This window comes from Leeuwenhoekiella sp. LLG6367-2.1 (assembly GCF_045055775.1).
Classification (GTDB): Bacteria; Bacteroidota; Bacteroidia; order Flavobacteriales; family Flavobacteriaceae; genus Leeuwenhoekiella; species Leeuwenhoekiella aequorea.
The window spans coordinates 1,189,307-1,209,815 of record NZ_CP159331.1; the positions used below are offsets into that span (position 1 = coordinate 1,189,307).

At 36.8% G+C, this 20,509-nt stretch carries 15 protein-coding genes; 4 read left to right on the forward strand and 11 right to left on the reverse strand.

Annotation, left to right across the window (positions count from 1 at the left end; all coding sequences use genetic code 11):
- Positions 1-75 precede the first annotated feature (75 nt).
- The 10 genes from ABVM53_RS05410 to ABVM53_RS05455 form a co-directional block, all read right to left on the reverse strand.
- Positions 76-1,638, reverse strand: a complete 1,563-nt coding sequence (locus ABVM53_RS05410) for a calcineurin-like phosphoesterase C-terminal domain-containing protein (RefSeq protein WP_405330294.1) — start codon at positions 1,636-1,638, stop codon at positions 76-78.
- Positions 1,639-1,658: 20 nt separating this feature from the next.
- Entirely contained in the window at positions 1,659-3,092 is a 1,434-nt protein-coding gene (locus tag ABVM53_RS05415) for a SusD/RagB family nutrient-binding outer membrane lipoprotein (protein WP_405330296.1), read from the reverse strand.
- Positions 3,093-3,101: 9 nt separating this feature from the next.
- A complete protein-coding gene (locus tag ABVM53_RS05420) occupies positions 3,102-6,545 on the reverse strand; it encodes a SusC/RagA family TonB-linked outer membrane protein (RefSeq protein WP_405330298.1) in 3,444 nt (1,147 codons plus the stop codon).
- A gap of 85 nt (positions 6,546-6,630) precedes the next feature.
- Complete coding sequence (locus tag ABVM53_RS05425) at positions 6,631-7,563, reverse strand: FecR family protein (protein WP_405330300.1); 933 nt, start codon at positions 7,561-7,563, stop codon at positions 6,631-6,633.
- 100 nt (positions 7,564-7,663) lie between these two features.
- A complete protein-coding gene (locus ABVM53_RS05430; RefSeq protein ID WP_405330302.1) occupies positions 7,664-8,242 on the reverse strand; it encodes an RNA polymerase sigma-70 factor in 579 nt (192 codons plus the stop codon).
- A 114-nt stretch (positions 8,243-8,356) separates the two neighbouring features.
- On the reverse strand, positions 8,357-9,088 hold the full coding sequence (locus ABVM53_RS05435) for a LytR/AlgR family response regulator transcription factor (protein ID WP_405330304.1): 732 nt from the start codon (positions 9,086-9,088) through the stop codon (positions 8,357-8,359).
- Positions 9,088-10,101 (reverse strand): sensor histidine kinase, encoded by a 1,014-nt coding sequence (locus ABVM53_RS05440; protein WP_405330306.1) that lies wholly within the window; start codon positions 10,099-10,101, stop codon positions 9,088-9,090. The genes ABVM53_RS05435 and ABVM53_RS05440 overlap by 1 nt, the downstream gene beginning before the upstream one ends.
- Before the next feature lie 3 nt (positions 10,102-10,104).
- Positions 10,105-10,437, reverse strand: coding sequence for a DUF4907 domain-containing protein (locus tag ABVM53_RS05445; RefSeq protein WP_405330307.1), 333 nt, complete (start codon positions 10,435-10,437; stop codon positions 10,105-10,107).
- A 92-nt stretch (positions 10,438-10,529) separates the two neighbouring features.
- Positions 10,530-11,522 (reverse strand): Kelch repeat-containing protein, encoded by a 993-nt coding sequence (locus tag ABVM53_RS05450; RefSeq protein WP_371455758.1) that lies wholly within the window; start codon positions 11,520-11,522, stop codon positions 10,530-10,532.
- Positions 11,523-11,525: 3 nt separating this feature from the next.
- Positions 11,526-12,365 (reverse strand): hypothetical protein, encoded by an 840-nt coding sequence (locus ABVM53_RS05455; protein ID WP_405330308.1) that lies wholly within the window; start codon positions 12,363-12,365, stop codon positions 11,526-11,528.
- A 247-nt stretch (positions 12,366-12,612) separates the two neighbouring features.
- Here ABVM53_RS05455 and ABVM53_RS05460 point away from each other — a divergent pair, with 247 nt between their 5' ends.
- Together ABVM53_RS05460 and ABVM53_RS05465 are read left to right on the forward strand one after the other, a co-directional pair.
- A complete protein-coding gene (locus ABVM53_RS05460; RefSeq protein ID WP_405330310.1) occupies positions 12,613-13,923 on the forward strand; it encodes a DUF4270 family protein in 1,311 nt (436 codons plus the stop codon).
- Positions 13,916-15,136: an OmpP1/FadL family transporter gene (locus ABVM53_RS05465; RefSeq protein ID WP_371455755.1), complete on the forward strand. Its 1,221-nt coding sequence runs from the start codon at positions 13,916-13,918 to the stop codon at positions 15,134-15,136. The genes ABVM53_RS05460 and ABVM53_RS05465 overlap by 8 nt, the downstream gene beginning before the upstream one ends.
- Here ABVM53_RS05465 and ABVM53_RS05470 read toward each other — a convergent pair.
- Complete coding sequence (locus ABVM53_RS05470; protein ID WP_405330312.1) at positions 15,133-15,975, reverse strand: SdiA-regulated domain-containing protein; 843 nt, start codon at positions 15,973-15,975, stop codon at positions 15,133-15,135. The genes ABVM53_RS05465 and ABVM53_RS05470 overlap by 4 nt on opposite strands.
- A gap of 267 nt (positions 15,976-16,242) precedes the next feature.
- Here ABVM53_RS05470 and ABVM53_RS05475 point away from each other — a divergent pair, with 267 nt between their 5' ends.
- A complete protein-coding gene (locus tag ABVM53_RS05475) occupies positions 16,243-17,457 on the forward strand; it encodes an MFS transporter (RefSeq protein ID WP_405330314.1) in 1,215 nt (404 codons plus the stop codon).
- 147 nt (positions 17,458-17,604) lie between these two features.
- Positions 17,605-20,355 (forward strand): Two component regulator three Y domain-containing protein, encoded by a 2,751-nt coding sequence (locus ABVM53_RS05480; RefSeq protein WP_405330316.1) that lies wholly within the window; start codon positions 17,605-17,607, stop codon positions 20,353-20,355.
- Positions 20,356-20,509 lie beyond the last annotated feature (154 nt).

Consider the following 20,509-nt stretch of genomic DNA (forward strand, 5'->3'; position numbering starts at 1 on the left):
TGGATTCAATTTAAAAAAAAGCCCGCCATCTATTTTACAATATAGGCAGGCTCAAACAAACAAGTATAAAAAAAACTATTCTAAACGATAGGTGGTTTCCCCGCTATGGGTTTTACCATATTGATCTGTCGCTCTAACTTCTATTTTATGAGTTCCTACTGGTAATTTTGCAGGTAAAGCAGCACGCCATAAATGTTTACTGGGTACGGGATTACTCGAGCGTCTTCCTTCAAGTAATTCTTCTGAAGTATCCCACTCATAAACTGAAACTTCATATGCCGGATCCTGCTCTTCTACGTAGTGCATTTTTTTCCACTCGGTATCATCAACACGGTATTCTACCACATCTCCTTCTCTACCCATAAAAAAATTAGCATAAATACCTGCTTTTGTATTTCTCCCTTGTGCTGCTACTTTAGGAGCAAAAATCTCAAGCTGATAATCTTCTGTTTTACCGGCCACTTTATAATCTATCTTATATTGATTACCGTCAAAATGAATAAATGCATAACCCTTAGGTGTACCATCACGCATGGTAGAAACAGGCACTCCCTGTGCGTTTAACTTGCCCGAATACCAATCGCCGGAAGTCGTACCTACATTGTACTCGTGATGCGGTTTATCACGCATAAAACCAGATTCTTTTCCAAAATAATCCTGACGTTGAATATGCGTATGCGCAGATAATGATAAGGTGTTTTCAAAAGGCTGAAGCGCTTTGAATAAGCGTTCACGGTCTGCATCTCTAAACGGATCTCCTTCGGGCTCACTAAGAGGTATGTGAAATGCCAGTACTACCAGATGATCTTTAGGCACAAATTTTAAATCATTCTCTACAAAAAGTAATTGGTCTTCTCTAAATCCGCCCCAATAACTCTCCCCATCACGAGGATCAGGATATAAAATATCATCCAGTACGATCACGTGAATTTTACCGTAATTAAATGCATAATTAGCCGGGCCAAAATGTGCTTCATAAGTCTCATCTGTATCAGAATCTGTAGCAGCATCAAAATTCATATCGTGATTACCCATTACATTAAACCATGGAATTCCCACCTGCTGCGTAGCTGCGATATACGGATTGAATAAATCGAGATCATTACCTACTAAATCTCCCAGACTCAAACCAAATTCAACATCTTTAATCCCTATTACTTCAGAAACCACACCTTTAGCAAAGAAAGCAACTTCTTCTTCGGTATACGGTTGTGGATCTCCAAAAATCAACGCCGTAAAACGTTCTTTTTCAGTAGTAGGTAATACCGCAAAATCTACAGATCGCGGAAGTTTCCCCGTGGGGTCAATACCAGCAAATTCTGATTTTACAGATCCTTTTGGTCTATAGCTGTAATAAAATTGAGGCAGGTTATTTTCATCTACAGGAAGGCTGTAACCGGCAGGTTTGATAACAGCAAGCGTTTGACCATCTACAACTGGAAGCTTATATTTTCCGCTTGCATCAGTGCGCACGACTAGTTCGCCATTTGTAACAGAAACATTGGGGATTCCTTTTTCAGAACGATCCTTTTTTCCGTTTGCATTTGCATCTTCATAAACAAAACCTGAAGCTTGTTCCTGAGCAAATACGCTTAGAGAAATCATACAGCCGAATAGGGCTACTTTAAAATTTTTCATCAGTTTTAGCTTTTATATTATTAGTTATCCCACCAGACTTTAGTATTTATTGAATCATCACCTCCCAGCAATTCTAAAGCTGCACCATAATTTGATGCATTACTTATCTGCACATCAGAAGGATATTGAAAACGAGCTGGCATAATACCGTCATTAAGCATAGCTTCTGTTGTAGGTAACACCGGTAAACCTGTTCTGCGGTACTCGAACCACTGCTGATAATCTACAAAGTAGAGCGCAAAATATTTCTGCAGTAAGATTTGTGCTAAAGTCCCGTCGTAAGCTGCCGCCGGATTCTCAAAATAATCTGGTGTAACCTCTGTTTCTAATTGCTCAATTGCTCCTTTAACGCCATTTTGATAATGTACTTCTGCATTAGAAGTATAACCACGCTGCGCCATTTCTGCCTTTATAAATTCTACTTCTGCGTAGGTAAAAAGAAATATCTGCATCGGGTTTTCTACCTGCTCTCTATTTAAGTTGCTGGCATCATAATCAAATTGTGATTCGCTACCTGCATAGGCACTAGGAATACCCTTGTATCCTAGAGACACACCAGCAAGATCTTTTGCTTCTGTTGCAATAATAGGTCTGCGCGGATCTTCTAGTGCATTTAAATTATCGACAAAGAAAGAGGCCATTTTTGTACCTAACGGAAAATCTTGTGGTCGACCCCAAGGTGATACATTAGGCGTGATACCCGTAACTTGTAAAATGGCAGATTCTGCTGTGCTTTCAAAAACAGGATAGGTCGCCGGGTTATTTATCATCGTCGCCAGCTTTGTAAACGCACCGGTTTCAGTACGGTTTGATATACGTAGTAACAAGCGCATGTGCACCGCATTAGTAAGCTTTTGCCACAATTCTATATCATTATGGAATAAAATATCCTCTGCATAAACCATATCCAGACTGGTATCATAAATAGAATTTGCCCGCTCCAGATCTTCCAGAATAGTCTCATAAACCGTCTGCTGACTGTCAAAAGCCGGGTAGAAGTTTCCTTCTTCTCCATTTACTGCTTCGGTCATAGGCACAGGACCAAAGAGATCGGTAAGATTTGAGTAACACATCGCTTTAAGCGTAAGTGCGATAGCCTCATAATTAGGATCTTCGGCAGCAATAGATGCAAGTTCCATTTCTTTAATATTATTCAACCACTTGTAATAATAATACCACGAGGAGTTTCCTATATTTTGACTCACATCATAACGGTGTAATCCTCCAGAAACACTGGGGAAAGGTAGCGTTACCTGCATCAAGTCAAAAGTAATCCCGTGAGCTCTGCCTGCATTGTGACTTGCCAGACCATAGATAATAGGATTAATTAATGTCCCTGGACTTATCTCTGCAATACGGTTAGGGTCTTCATTTATTTCTTCAAAATTACCGGTACAAGCTGCCAGAAGCATTAAGAAGCTTAAACCTGTAAAAAATGTTTTTAAATTTTTCATCTTAGTCTTTTATAAGTTTACTTTAAGATTAAAACCATAGGTTGCCGGTGATGGCATTTGTCCCATTTCGATACCTGGTAAAATCGTATCACCATTTAAAGCTGCGGTCTCAGGATCATAAATTGGAAAATCTGAAACGGTTGCCAGATTACGCCCAAAAACGGAGATATTGAGTGCTGTAATTCCGCTGTTGCCTAATAAACGTTTAGGAAATGCGTATTGCAAACTCACTTCTCTAAGCTTCAAAAATGAAGCATCAAATGAATTTGACTCTACATTTGCCCGGCGGTAATACCGGTTGTACCAGTCTGGAGTGATTGCCTCAGTCGTATTTGGGCTATAAGTACCATCCTCATTTAAAACAACACCATCACCTACAATAAACCCTTCTTCACGACCTTCAAAGGTGGAGCGCAGTTTACCTTGTTGCGTAAGTTTATGGTGGGTCTGTGAATAAATAATACCACCATACTGCCCGTCTAACATAATATTAAGTGTTACCGGCCCAAAATTAAAGCTGTTGTATAAACCTGCTTTCCAGTCTGGACTTGCATCACCTATATATTGTATCTCGTCTGGATAAGCAGGTAATCCCGCATTATCATAAACAATCTCACCTTCTGGAGAACGCACAAAACCATACCCATAAATCGCAGTTGTTGTACCTCCCACTTTTGCCAGTAAAGTTGCGTTACCACCAGAACCTATTTCTTGTTGACCGTCTATGCCGTCTGCAAGCTCCATAACTTTGTTCCAGTTTCTGGAGAAGGTAAGTGTGCTGCTCCATTTAAATTTTTTAGCGTCAAAAATCTTTCCAGTAAGCGTTAATTCTACACCTCGGTTACGTACTTCACCAGAATTTAATACTCCAGAGCTATACCCCGTTGTAATATCTAGCGGTACAGAGATAATCTGGTTTTTAGTAAGTGTTTGATAAATGGTCGCATCCAGATTAAGTCTGTTTTTAAGCAATCGCGCTTCCAGACCTGTTTCAAAACTGGTAGTGATTTCGGGTTTAAAATTCCCATTATAAAGGTTTGTAGGAACTGTTGCCGAACTTGGAAATGCACTCTGACTGTAGTACTTACTCGTCTTATACGGATCTGTATCATTACCCACCTCTGCAAATGAAAAACGGTATTTTAAATAATCTACAGCCTGCGGAAGCTCAAAAACTTCAGATAAAATAACACTTGCATTTGCTGAAGGATAAAAGAAAGAGTTATTAGCTGTAGGTAGTGTACTCGACCAGTCGTTTCTCCCGGTAACATCTAGGAACAACTTGTTTTCAAAAGAAAGAGAGACTAAACCATAAAGACTGTTTACCTTTTTGTTTTTGTCATACGTCTGTACAATAGGATTGTTAATTCCGTTTGCAAGTTTGTACACTGCCGGTACCACAAGACCATCTACAGATGCATCGGTACGACGGTATTTATAATCCATTGCATTACCACCTACAGAAGCCGATAAACCTATTTTTTCTGAAAGGTCATTTTTATAACTCAATAAAAAGTCTGTGTTTACTTCTTGTTTCCAGATATCCTGTGTCTCGTAAAATCCATTTTTATAGCGATTAATGCTATATGGTCGTATTTGCTCACGATCTTGATTATACGTATTTAAAGAAGCACGTAACATTAAATCAAGATTAGGAGCCAGATCTATATTCGAAAATATATTACCTACAATTTGGCTGCTTGCAAGCGGGTTTGTTGCTTCGTAAGCAATTAGATAAGGGTTGTCGATATAGGAGCTAAAAGGCTGTATCTGCTGAATTTGATTTTGTCCTTCCTGCCAGATGGGTCTCAGCCAATCAAGATCAACATTCGGGTTTTGGAAAATCATAAAATAAGCGATAGACCCATTATTATAACCTGTACTCGGCAGGTTATCACTGCTTCGGTTATTGTAATTAACTACCGAACCTATCTTAATATGTTCTGAAATCTGATAGTTAGAATTTATGGAAGCCGTGATTCGCTCGTAACCAGTATTTGGCATAATCCATTCATTCTTAGAATGTCCTACAGAAAGTCTCATCGATCCTTTATCGTTTCCGCCTTGAAGAGATAGGTTGTTTGTAAAAGTTACTCCAGTACGCCAAAAATCTTTACGGTTGTCTTTATAAGCAGTCCACGGCTGCCGTTCTAGCGATTGACCTTCAACCGTAGGGTCATATTGATAATATTCTTGTCCGTCAAAGCGAGGTCCCCAGGCACTACTTGTACTCCCTGTATTGTTACCATCTTCAGAACCGCCATACGAGTAATAGGGATCACCCGCGGCGTTAAAACTTTTACCGGTACCCTGCCCGTATTCGTATTGCCAATCTGGCCAGCGCTGTATTACATCAAGGTTTACGCTTGAGTTATATGTAAGTCCCAGTCCTGTAGTTTGCTTACCCGATTTTGTTGTAATTACAAGAGCACCATTAGCAGCTCGACTACCATAAAGTGCGGTTGCACCGGGACCTTTTAAAACGGTAACACTTTCTATATCGTCAAGATTTAAATCTGAAATACCGTTTCCATAATCTATTGGAGAATCTTCACCAATATAGGACGCCGAAGAGCCAGATGTTGTCATTTCACTATTAACAGGAACACCATCAACGACGATTAAAGCATTATTTCCATTAGGATTTAACGAGTTGTTACCACGTAATGTGATTTGTTGTGAGTTTAAAGGACCAGAACCTGATGAAACAATATTTAAACCCGCAACTTTACCTTTTAATCCAGAAGACCAGTTAGTGGGCATAGTCTGCGACAGATTATCGGCACTGATCGTCGCTTGAGAGAATCCGAGTCTTTTTTCTTCTCTCTTAATTCCTAATGCCGTTACAACCACTTCATTAAGGGCATTTACATTAGCTTCCAGAACCACTGTCATTGCTGCACCGGTTTGTGCTGCTACTGTTTGTGTTTCAAAACCTATAAATGAAACTTCTAGAACTGCAGAATTTGTGATTGAGATACTAAAGAGACCGTCAAAATCTGTAGTCACTCCGTTACTTGTACCTTGCTCCATTACTGTTGCTCCCGGTAAAGGAACACCTTCTTTATCTACCACTTTACCCGTAACCACTTGTTGACCGGCAGACTTTAATACGGTAATCGTATTATTGATTTGAGTAAATCGTAATCCGGTTTGTGTGGTGATTTTCCTTAATACAGAATCTAAACTTTCGTGAGTCGCCGAAAGTGTAATTGGGCTTGCTGTTTGTGATAAAGCGCTATCAAAAACAAATGTAAATTGAGTTTGCCTCTCGATGGCAGAAAAGGTTTCAGTAAGAGAAGCATCAGTTTGTTTTGTGGTTACGTAAACGTCTTTTAAATCTTGGTTTGTGTTAGGTGCTGCGTATGTGAAATTCACAAAACACAGTATTAATGCTAAAAATTCTATTTTCCGAAAGCGAAACTTTCTTAAAAATTGTAGTTTAGTTTTCATTTTAATAATGGCTCTTATTTGTCGATTTGTAGTCATAAATTAATTGAGCCCATTTCTGTTAGAGCAGTTATGGGTTTTTTTGATTTTAGTTGGAGGAGTTTTCTCTTATAACAAAGTGCTTTTGGGTTAGCGTATCTATGGTTAGGTTGTTAATTAAGGCTATGCTTCGGAACACATTTTCTAGCGATTCTTCTTTAAATTTTCCGGTAATTTTTAAGTTTTCGATTTCTTTATTCTCAAAGTCAATTTGCACATCATACCAGTTTTCTAATATCGCTGCTGTCTTAGCCAGGCTGGTATCGTGAAGGGAGATAATATTTTTTGTCCAGGCAATTTGATCTTCACTATTTACTGGTGACTGCACAGCTGCTGCTGAATCTTTAAATAATACCTGCTGGTTTTTCTGAAGATAAACTGCTTCTTGCGTACGTGTATTACGTACTGAAACTTTACCGCTGCTTACAGTAACCAATACTTCATTTTGGTTATAACTATTTATATTGAATGTGGTACCAAGAACCTGAGTTTCTATTTCTCCTGTAGTAATGCTAAAGGGGTGCTCTGGATCGCGATGAACTTCAAAAAAAGCTTCACCTGTGAGTGCTACAGTTCTATTGGTTTTAAAATTTTTTGGATAGCTAATGCGGGAATTTGAATTGAGAAATATTTTTGAACCGTCTGCAAGCAGCACAGTGCGCTTCTCACCTCTCGATGTACTTTCTATAGTAAGGCGACCATTATATAAATAATTAGATAATACTCCTACTCCTATAATAGCCACAAAAATGGCTGCATAAGCCATAATTTTTCTACGGGTAAAGCGGGGTTGCTTAGGCTTTATCTTAGCATTGATTGCTTTGAGTATGCGCTTTTTGTTTATAGGAGTACTAGGAACTTTAAGAGTTGATGAAGCATTTTCTGCACCTTCTATAAAAGAAAGCAGCGCCAATTCTTCTGCTTTACTTGCTTGTCCTAATTCGTGCTTTTTGGCTAATTCTAATAATTCTTTTCGCGTCAAAATGAGTTCCTTTTACAAGTAAGTCACATTTTGTACGCTGTACACGTAGTGTTAAAATGGCATTTAATGTTTTGTTTAAATGGCCGTAATTTTATTTACATTACTGAAACATTAAGATAACCATAAGCGAAAGCTCTGTTGTAGAAAGTGAAGCTTTAAGCTGCTTCAACGCATCGCTAATGTGCTTTTCCACAGTGCGTATAGAAATATTTAGCTTTTTTGCGATCTCAGCATTTGTATAATCTTCAAATCGGCTAAGCATAAACACTTTTTTGCAGCGGGGAGGGAGTTTACTAATTTCAGATTCGACTATTGCCTCAAACTCATTGTATTCTAGCAAGCGCTCTGCCTTTGCCGGAATAGCAATCGAAGCCAGTATTTGCTCGTGTTCCGGTTTAAATTTGAGATTGCGTAAATAATTAATCGCTTTGTATTTTACGGCCCTAAGGAGGTATCCTTCCAGATTGATAATAGGTGTATTCTCAGATTTTTCCCAGAGGCTTACAAAAACCTCCTGTACAATATCTTCACATATTTCTTCATCAGAATAAATCTTGAATGCATATGCATACAGACGTTTCCAGTATTTGTCAAATATTAAATTAAAGGCGTGATCCCGATCTTTATTGAGGAGAAGTTGTAGCTCTAAATCTGTATAGCTGGTAAGCTGGGCTTGCATAGTCTTTCAGTTAAAACAAAAGAAATACATAGCGGCGCTTTCTCGTAATAAAACGCTTTACCTTTTGGTTAAGAATTACAACAACAGCTTAAAAGTTGAAACGTATGTAGTGTATTATGAAATATTGAGTTTTTTAAATACCTCATCTTTATAGGTATCGCCAATAGGAATACGAATCTCGTCGATTATAATTTTACTTTTTTGAACTGCTCGTATGGCATTGATATTTACAATAAAGCTACGATGGGTTCTTAAAAAATTTTGCTGAGGTAGCTTATCTAATAATTCTTTAAAGCTACTTAGCGTGAGAATTGCCTTATCTGAATGCTGGGTGTAAATTTTTATATAATCTTTTAAGCCCTGCATATAGCGTATATCTGCGACATCGATCTTTATATTTTCATATTCAGATTTGACAAATATAAAAGCCGGAGTAGTATCTGGTATTTGAGGTGCCTGTAGTGCTTTGGGCTCTGCCAATTTATTAGAAGTGGCTTCAAATTTTTCTTTAGCTCGAGCTATGGCTTTTAAAAAGCGCGGAAAAGGTATAGGTTTTACTAAGTAGTCTGTTGCGTTGAGCTCAAACCCTTCAAGCGCATATTGAGGATAAGCGGTTGTGAAGATAAACTGCGGAAGACGATCGAGCGATTTTACTAGATCAATCCCAGAAAGATTGGGCATCTCTATATCAAGAAAAACGAGATCAACAGACTGCTCGCTTAAAATATGTATTGCTTCAAGAGGATTTGTACAGCGTGCTACAAGTTCTACTCCTTCTACTTTCTCGAGGTAAGATGCTATTACATCTAATGCCAGAGGCTCATCATCTACAAGTAAACAGCGCATCAATCTAAGTTTAATTCTAAATTTACTATAAAACTGGAGTCTTCTTCATAAACATTTAAGGTATGTTTATCTCCATAAAGTAATTTTATGCGTTCTCGCGTATTTTGAAGTCCGATACCAGAATTATTAAGGTCTTTTTTACGTGAGCCAATAAGATTTTTACAACTGAATTTGAGCAGGTTTTCGGTTACGTGAATTACAATACGTACCTGAGTATTTCCTTTATAGTCTGTACCGTATTTAAACGCATTTTCGATAAATGAAATAAGTAATAACGGCCTTATTTTTTGATGGGTTACAGCCCCGTGAATATTAAGCATGACATTTTCATTATTTGCAATACGCAAGCGCTGAAGGCGCACGTAATTTTGCATATAATTTAATTCGTCTGTAAGCGCTACAAAATCCTTATCTGCCTGATACAGCATATAACGCATGAGTTCCGAAAGCATAATTACCGCTTCTGATGCTTCTTCAGATTTGTTGTAAATCAAAGAGTAAATACTATTCAACGAGTTGAATAAAAAATGCGGACTTAACTGATTTTTGAGATAATGGAGTTCTGTGCGGGTTTTAAATGCCTCAATCTCCTTTTCTTCAACCATACTACGATTCCACTGCTCATACATTCTAATTGTTGTGCCTATAACAACAAAACTCAACGACATAATAAGCGGAAATAAAAATCTTAAAAAGTTAAAGATGGGCGGTTTTGGTCGGTTGAAATCTGGTGGATTTCTAAATTTTTGCGGCGGACCTTCAAAAATAAATTCTTGTACAATTAATATCAGAACAAAAATGACAAGAAGTGATATGATGTAATGCGTAATTTTTTTCTTTAATAACAGGCGCGGTACTAGCACCGAATAATTAAAGTAAAAAAGCAATAAATTAAATAGTAGAATTAGACTTGGTCGCATTGAAAACAAGTCTGAACTTGAATATACTTCAAATATGAACAGACTTATAAAAGTTAACCATATTCCTAAATGAAGTAAAATCTTTCTAGACATATGCTAGTTCTGGCAGTTAAATTTAATTCCTATTTTTTGCAGCTCCTCTCGGGTAATTGCAGGACTCATCCGTTTAGTGATTTTTGACAACACCAGATCTCCCGTGTTTTTTGCATCCTCTTTAGAACAAAAACTAAGTTGTGATGCTACCGCAGGAATATACTCTTGCTTGATAATGATTTTACCATGATCAATAATAGAATAGCCATAACCTGTTTCAGTCTTGAAAACGTGCGTATATAGTGGCTTTTCCTGATAGGCGAGCCAGATCGCACTTGCTACAAGCATAAAGCTTAAAGATATGCCTAAATATAAAAGCCCTCTTTTAAATTTCATAACTTTTTACTGTTAGGGTTAAAAAAACCCGGAGTGCTAAAACTTTTCTGTACTTATAAAAACACCCCGGGCCAACAAAAAAAACTTAACTACTAATCTTCATCGTCATACTCATCTTGAGGAAACAATTCATATGAATCATCAAGATATAAACTACCAGATCTTCCTAATGCGATAATACCACGAGTACCTGTAGTAAAACTTATTGCATCTTGTCTTGCAGTTGCCTCTAGCGATGTAATATCTTCCCACTCATCTGTTAAAGGATCATATTCCCACGTGCTACCTATAGCACCTCCCAGATAACCACTTACTATATAACCCAGACCATCTATACTAAAACTTACAGCATTTGATCTGGTAATTGCGTAATCATCTTCTTCATCAAGATCTGTCAAACGGCTCCATGTATCTGTAGCAGTATTAAAACTCCAAAAATCTGTAAGATATAAGCCATTGCTCACACCGGTACCAAAGTAAACCGTACTATTAATGGTAAATGCTGTAGCATCTCTACGTTTATCACCTCCAAAACCTACAAGCTCTATCCAAGAGTCTGATGCGGGATCATACTTCCAGAAATCTTTACGATCATTATCTCCATCATAGCCAGTTCCCATATACCCATAACCAGAACCGCTAAAAGCTGTTACCGCTCTACGCTCCCCTCCGCCAAAATCTGCTTTCTGAGTCCAAACATTAGATCCCGGATTGTATTGCCAGAAATCTGCAAGCTCAAAATCCCCATCGTAACCCGTACCTACATAACCCATACCGTCCAGGTTAAACCCTTTTGCAGAGCTACGTGCCGTCCCAGGAAAATCTGCCTTTTGCACCCAATAATCATTTTCTATATCATATTGCCAGAAATCATTTAAATAATCATCACCGTCATATCCTGTTCCCATGTACCCGAAATTACCTATTGTAAAACCGGCAACGTTACTACGTGGCACTCCATCAAAAACAGAGCGTTCTTGCCAGTTTCCGCGTTCAAAGTCATCATCACTACTACAACTTGCAAATGCAAGCGTTACCATACCGGTAAGCATTAAAAATATTCGATTGTTAGTCATTCGTTTCATTGTTTATTTATTGAAAAAATTGAATTTAATTCCGGTAGAAAAAACTGGTCCGGTACCCAGATCCAGATCGTAAATCGTATCGTCATTACCTGTATAAAATGAGAGTTCATTTTTTAACAGATATCCGCCACTTAATGAAAAGGACCAGTTAGGATCTAGATTATACGTATAGCCAAGGCTTAATTTTTGCTGACTCAAGCCTACCTCCTGCGCTGGTTCAACTGAATTAAAAGTGAGCTCATCTGCTATGTGAAAATAATCTCCTTCAAAAGCATAAGCCGTTTCGAGCATGCTATTTTCAGATAATTTATACTGAAGGCTACTTTTAGGAAAACCTAATTGTATCTGATATTTTCTATAGGTAGTCGTCAAAGCAACGGTAGGTAAAAATTCGAGTTTCCCTAATGGCGAATCGTATAATGCTCCTACCTCAACCGCTACCGGAAATGCAGTATCAAAATTATATTTAAGGTGGGCATTACCAGTTACCACATATTGATTTGCATCTAAGCTTGAAGCGTTAGAAACCTCTACACCACCTCCTAACTCCCAACTCTCATCTAAACTGTAATTAATATCTACACCAGAATATATATTATGAATACGTTCTACCGGCTCTGTATTAAAGGACATACCCTCCCAATACTCAAAATCATAATTACGTAAACCTACTACCGGCTTTATACTGAATGCACCAAATTCTAACGGAATAGCCAAGGAAGCATCAAAAAGCTGAGCAGAAATATTTTCTGATGTAGCAGGCATAAGCGTATAATCAAAACTAATCTGCGGATTAATTTCTTGACTAAAACCAAAGCTGTTATATGCTAATACTATAACCATTATAAGATACCTGTGCATTCCTTCATTCTAATTTTGACCAAAACTAGAGGAGCTATTTTGGTTAAAAAAACATAATGGATGAGCACCGAGATCACCTCTACCCATATACATTTTTTATCGACAAACGCTGCTGCAGCTTATTCATAGATAAAAAGCGAGGGTTGAGGGTAAGATTTGAGGTATTTGTCTATTGTATTTGACCACCCCAAATGAGCCTACTAGGTTTGTTGCTAAATTCAAATACACTATGTCAAAAATCCTAATTAAAATGTGTGTTCTTCTTAGCTCGTTTATGTTGCTATTAGGATCGTGTTCTCAAGATGATGCTAGCTTTCCTGTGGGTGAAGACTGGGTCGACAGTGATACACGCGTTCTGTATATAGATACAATGACTGTAGAAAGCAGCACCTTTAAATTTGACTCGGTACAAGTATCTTCAACAAGTAGATTATTATTAGGCTCCTATGATGATCCTATATTCGGTAAGACCTCGAGCACGATATACACACAGTTAGCAAACAGCACGTACACACTAGATAGTGATGCTGTATTTGATTCTATTGTACTCATTTTAAATTATGACGACTACTTTTATAATGATACCACGCAGGTTCAAACATTGCGCATTCACGAAGTTTTGCAAGATATTAAACCTACAGATGACGGGTATTTCTACAATACAACCACTTTTAAATATGATGAAAATGCAATAAGCGAAGTTACCTACACTCCAAGACCTATACGTGAAGATTCGCTGCATTTGAAACTTGAAGATGCTTATGGCCAATTCCTATTTGACGAGATTCAAGATAATGATATTAATAATAGTGATGAATTTTTACGTACCCACCGCGGACTGGCTTTAGTTCCTGATGAAAATAACACCACAATTTTAGGATTTCTACCGGCAAGTAGTATTCGTATTTACTACTCCTTACCTAATGAGGTTGAAGAAGAAGATGAGAACTCGTTTGATATGACATTTAATAGTTCGTATTCCTATCATAATCTTAGCAGTGATCGCGATACTACCTATTTTGAAAGTTTAGACGATCAGGAAATTAATGTAGATGCAGAAGATAGTGGTGGGTTTAGCTATATACAGGCAGGTCTGGGTATAGCCTCGCGCATATCAATCCCGCATCTTGCCGGCTTAGATTATATAGAAGGCAGCGGAACTCTATTAGGTGCTAATCTGCTAATCTCATTAAACACAAAAGTAGAAAGCACTTCACTTTCCGCGGGTAGTAATCTTAGTTGTTATATCATCGATCAAAAAAACCAGATTCTCGGCAACCTCTATGATTATGATGGCAATGAAGCATCAGGTACAGTTGTCGCAAACTCTGATGAGTTTTCACAAACTACTTTTTCGGTACCTATACATTACTTCTTAGATCAGAAAACAACAGATTCTAATGGAGATAACTGGTACTTAGCACTATTAGATCCTGCAATGAGTGAAAGTGTGAATAGATACAGCTTTTACGGTAACAAAGCATCAGAAACACTCAAATTACAAATCATTCTTATTTATGCAGTTTACGATAATGAATAAACACATACTTCTTATAATATTGCTGGCAACAGGTGGTCTGGCGGCACAAACTAATGCACTTTCAAATTCCCCGTACTCGCTTTTTGGAGCAGGTATCCCTAACACCTTTAGTACCGGGAAAACAAATGCTTTAGGTGGTGCCGGGATTGCCTTAAAGTCAGACAACTCCCTAAATAGTTTAAATCCCGCTTCATTAGGAGCTATGCCACTAAATCATTTTTATTTTGATATAGGTTACACCTCCCAATTATTTAATCTTAATGAAGGAGCAGGGACATCTAAACAAACAAATTCAACTTTTTCAAATCTTGCCTTAGCGTTTCCGGTAACTAAAAAATCTGCAGTGAGTGTTGTACTTGCTCCTTATAGTAATGTAGGATATGATATTACGGGTATTGAACGCAGTATTGAAGGTTCAACAGAATTTTACTCATCAGATGTAAGTGGTAATGGATCTTTAAATTCGCTCGATTTAAATTATGGTTACGCTGTATTTAATAATTTACGTCTCGGCATAACCGGCTCGTATTTCTTCGGAAAAACAGAACAGACAGAATACAATACTATTTATGACTATTCCTTAGATATTCAACGTGAAAATAGATATTCAGGATATAGACTGGGGCTGGGATTACAATATGAAGTAACCGATAAAATAGCAATAGGAAGTACTGTAAAATTACCTTCACAATTAAAAACTACCCAAAATAGTATCATCACGCAGGATTATGCTGATGCGATTACTGAAGATACATCGGTAAAAGATTTTGAACTTCCTCTAGAAGTAGGAATAGGTACCGAATTTAAATTCGGAAAAAGCTATGCGGTCTATGCAGACTATACCCGTAAACTATGGTCTGATACCGATCAAGAATCGGGATACGGCACCCTAATTGATCAAAACATTTTTAAAACCGGATTAACATTCACACCAAAACCCGGAAGTATATATTACTGGGAAAATGTAGAATACCGCGCCGGACTTAATTATGATACCGGCTATTTAAATCTTTCTGGAGCTGATGTTAAAAATTATTCGATGAGCGTGGGAGTAGGTCTTCCTATAAGCCGAAGCGGTTCTAAGCTTAATTTAATGTATTCGTATGGACAGAATGGTGAATTAGCAAACGGGCTCATACGTGAGAACATTCATTCGCTTTCTGTAAACTTTAGCTTAGATGGTATCTGGTTTGTAAAATCTAAATACAATTAAAGAATCTTAACTTCTAATAGGGTCGCTTTACCTCCAGCCCCTTCATTAGAAATATAGAGTTTTCCATCTGGTGTAAATGTGATGCCTTCTGGCTGCGGAAAATGCTTTTTATCTAGCTTTATAACCTTTGTAATTGTGCCGGTCGCGTCGAGTATTAAAAGTTTTGGGTTTACACCTTCAAGCATATAAATCTTACCATCTAGAGGGTTAATAGCTAAATCTGAAGGTCGAAAGGTTTTAGAACTTTTCTTTTCGTGATAATCTTTTAGCGCCTTATCCTTCATATCAATTCTGAAAACTAAATCTGCTAACATGGTCTGTCCTTTTAAATCAAAAGCATAGACACCCTTTATGTTTTCATCGTTTGGATCTTCATCTTTTGGAGCGATTAACAAGCGGTTTCTTTTAGAATCCAGAGCTAAAGTTTCTACATTATTTTTGTGTGATAGTGCAGATTGATAGGTTTTAGTTGTGCGCTTGTCTGACTTGTAATTGAGTACTTCAAATAACAAACCATCACTGCGCATGACATACGCATTAGCGCCATTTATAGCAATTCCTTCATAATCTCCCTTATCTGCAAATTCAATTTCAGTAGTTATTTCTTTCGTCTTCAAATCATAAATAAAAATAATACCGTCTTCATCTTCAACGGCAGCAATTTTATTATCGCCTATCCAGTCTATTCCGGAAACTTCCCGAAGTACATTTGGTAATTCCCAGGTATTGAGTATTTCAATTGGGCTTTCTTTAGAACCATAAAATGATTTGCCAGGCAATACAAAAGCTGAAATGATTCCTAAAACACCTACAAGACTTATTAATTTTATCAACTTCATATTTAAATTTTAAGATATTTTCTTCTAGAAAACGGCACGTTATACAAAGTTCGTAACCTACATTTTCAATTTTCTTAAATCGTTGCAAATCTTATGCCTTTGTTCATTTCAGTATGAGTTCATTCAATTATTGAAGATTTGATCTTCTTCTGAAATCTTTTAAGTTTTATTTAAAAAATTAAAATGTGTTCCGTTTAAATTACTTCGTAGCATTGGGGTTTAGTAATTTCGCGAAAGCAATGTGAATCTCTGTACCAAAAACCAGTTGTGAAAAGCCTTATTAAATTTTTAAAGCATAATTATAAATCGGCAAGTTTTGGTTGGTCGCTTACATTTCTATCCAGCTTTGGGCAAACATTTTTAATATCACTCTATGTACCAGAATTACTAGAAACCTTTCAGATTTCTGAAGGTACATTTGGGAGCATCTATGCTTTAGGTACAGTAATCGCTTCAGTGGTTCTTATAGCCGTAGGTCATACTATAGATCATAAACCAGTAAAAAAAGTGGTTTTTCTAAATATTACCGGTCTTATAGTATCTTGTCTCATACTTAGTATATCTACTCATCATATTAGTCTCTTAATTTTTGCGATAATAGGATTACGACTTACTGGACAAGGTATGATGAGTCACATTAGCCAGACTATTATGAGTCGGTATTATGGCGCTAATCGCGGAAAAGCTCTTAGTATAGCCGCACTAGGATTTCCTATGGGAGAAGCATTATTTCCAATCTGCATTACCACACTCATACTTAATTTTGGTTTTGAATTTGCTGCTCAAGCAAGTGCAGCGATCCTCCTTTTATATCTGCTTTTTTTAAGTTTTAAAGATTTGAAATATTTTGATGAACAATCACAAGTCGTCAAAAAACCCGGTTTTAAAAAACTTGCTCAAGATTTTGGAAGTATTTTACAGGATAAGCGCTTTGGGGTACTTATGCCTTCTACATTTATGTTAAGTTTTACATCTACGGCAGTTTTCTTATATCAATACACCTTTATTGAAGAGAAAGGGTGGTCTGTCTCACTCTACGCGGCTTTTTTTACCGGCTATGCGATCACTCGCTTTTTGATGTCTATAGTTGGCGGATTGTGGGTAGATAAATTTACAGCTAAAAGGTTGTATCGTTTTTTTCTAATTCCCCAAGCGCTGGGTTTATTACCTTTTGCATTTATGGAAAGTATTTGGGGGGCCTTACTATTTTTAATTATGACCGGCGTAACCACGGGGGTTGCCGGGACCGTTAAATCTGCTGTCCTTGCCGAAATGTACGGCATACAAAAACTTGGAGCTGTAAACAGTTTGTTTTCTATGTCGATGATTTTAAGTACAGCGCTCGCTCCTTTACTTATAGGTTTTCTTATAGATCAAGATGTTGCATTTCCATATTTAATACTTACACTTTTTGGATTATTGCTTTTAGCTATTGTGAATTCGCAGCGGTTAAGCCAGATACCGCCTATAGATGAAAACTAGCATTGGTAGGACTTAACATTAAAAATCTAAAAAAGGTGTTACGTTATAGCTTTTTAATAATTTTAAACCAATTACATATACATACTATTAAAATCATTTTAAGACCTCAATTCACTGGTTTTAAATAGATAACAAATTATACCCTAAATGTTCAAAATATCAAAACCTTTATTTCTAGTTATTCTTGTTTTGTTGTTTGGTCATTTTTGCAGCCTCGCACAAAATTTTTTGCCTCCTGTCACAAGTTATAATAGCAGTGATTATAGTGCTGCTAGTCAAAATTGGGGTTTGAGTACAGATAAAGACGGCACATTATATGTTGCAAACAATGAAGGTTTATTACGCTTTGATGGGCAACGCTGGGAAGTATTCACCCTTCCTAATAAAACCATAATCCGTTCTGTTTTTTGTTTGGGAGATCGCATTTATACCGGTTCTTATGAGGAATTTGGCTACTGGAAAAAAGACGATTATGGTTCGCTAAACTATACCTCACTTTCAAAATTAATCAAAACTAAATATGCCAATGAAGAATTTTGGCAAATAAGTGCCTGGGAAAATACCGTTATATTTAGATCATTTGGAAATCTCTACTGCTACACTGGCGAAAACATTAGAACTTTTAAGCCTGAAAATATTATTACTGCTTTAAATGTAGTAGGTAAGCAGTTGCTTTTAGGTACAAATTCTGGAGGAATCCTTGAATTTGATGGTGGTGTCTTTAAACAGGTTACTACCTCCAAACTCAATCAAACTTCTATAATAGAATTAACTAGCTATAAAAATACCTCTCTAGCCGGCACTCGTACAAAAGGCCTTTTTACCATAGAAGATGATAAACTAGTACCCTGGGGAAGTGAAAATTTAACTCGTTTTCTTGAAGTAAACGAACTTAACAAAGTTGAAGTTTTTAATGACGACTTAATAATCATAGGTACTGTAAAAGGGGGTATCATTTATTACAACCCCAAAACAGGAGCAATAAAAAATCATTATCGTCAAAATGGTTTGCAAAATAATACGGTGCTTTCCCTTCATAAAGACCACCGCAAAATATGGATAGGGCTTGATAATGGTATAGACGCCGTATTGCCAGATGCACCTATTCAATATTTATTAGATAACACCGGCCAGATTGGAGCTGTGTATGACATTGCCTTTTATAAAAATCAACTCTACGTAGGTAGCAACACGGGTGTTCATAAAGTTACAGATGAGGGAATTTACTTTATTCCGGGATCACAAGGACAAGTATGGAACTTTAGCGAGGTAAACAATAGGTTATTTGTAAACCATAACTTGGGTATGTTTGAGCTTCTTAACGATCACCTCTACTCAATATCAGGACCATCGGGCAGCTACAGTGTAACACCGGTACCCGGCACAAATACATTCTTGAACAACACGTATAATGGTCTAAAGCAATACGCAACAACCTCTTCGGGAATAGAATCGCTTCCTTTAGCAGAAGCAAGTGGAGCTCCAGTAGAAAAAGTAATCTTTGAGGACAAAAACTACTTCTGGGCGGCACACCCATACAAGGGATTCTACAGAGCTAAATACGATGCTAAGAATCAAAAAATAATAGACAAAGAGTCGTTTAACAACTCCACTAACTTACTTGCATCTAAAACTAAGATGCATAAAATTGAAGGTGAAATTTCATTTTACAATGCCGGTAACTGGTATAGATACAACAGTATTAACGACAACCTAGAGCCTTTTGCAGACTTAAAAGATTATAAATCTTTTTCACTTGTAAGTAATCAGAATAACAAATACTGGTTTAAAAATCAAAAAGGCAATGGTCTCATTTATACCGACTTTATAAATGATAGTATTTATATTTATGAACCTCTTCTCGAAGAACGCGTTATCAAAAATTATGAGCGGGTAATTGCGCATAATGATAGCATCTATTATATCACACTAAATGAAGGTTTTGGAAGAATAAATCTTAATGAACTTCAGGCAAACACTGCCGCCCTAGACTTACAGAAGCCCATTTTAAATAAAATTCAAACATCAAATAAGGTGTTGGCATTAAATGCTAACAACTATGAAATAGAGTATAAAGAAGCCGGCACTGTGCAATTTGATATAGCAACACCTGCACTACACAAACCCGAATTTTTATATACCCTATCTAATGGAACTGAAGCCCATTTTACAGGACCTCTAATTTTTCAGAATTTACAATCGGGTAAATACACACTACAAATATGGCCTCTAGCGAATGGTCAAAAAGGAAATACTCCCCTAACAATCGATTTTATAATTAAAAGACCTTGGTACTTGTCTAATGTAATGGTAGTACTCTATGTGCTGTTTCTTTTTGGAATTATAATTGTCATTGCTCTTTACAACAAGAAAAAACTCAACTACCATCGTAAAGAATTAGAAGAGCGCCTCTTAAAAGAACAAGAGCGCAAAAATCAAATTGCAGAACGCAACAATTTGCTACAAGAGATAAATACAAAACGAAAAGAACTTGCAAATACGACGTATCTCGCAGCAAAAAGAAATAGTAGTTTGATAGATATTAAAAATGAATTAGAAGAAGTAAAATCTTCAGGAATTAATCCAAAAAAGGTCTCGACTATACAAAGCAAGATTAATCACATTATAGACGCAAAGGATAACTGGAAGATTTTTGAAACAACTTTTAAAGAAATAAATGATGACTTCTTTCAGAAATTATTAGCAGATCATCCTAATTTAAGTTCGAAAGATTTGAAACTTTGTGCCTACTTAAAAATGAATTTAACTACAAAAGAGATTGCTCCTTTAATGGCAATTTCTGTGCGTGGAGTAGAAATTCACCGTTACAGATTACGTAAAAAACTCGATATAAATAGCGGTAAGAATTTATCAAAATATCTCATCAAAAATTACTAAATTCTCATACTTCAATACGCAAATTAACGCATTAATACTTTCTCATTACTACATCAAAACGGTTTACGAAAACGTTATATACAATTATTTTATTTTGTATTTATCTGGTAATCAGTGATTTTTATTTTATTAACGTTTTGATGTATTTGTTATG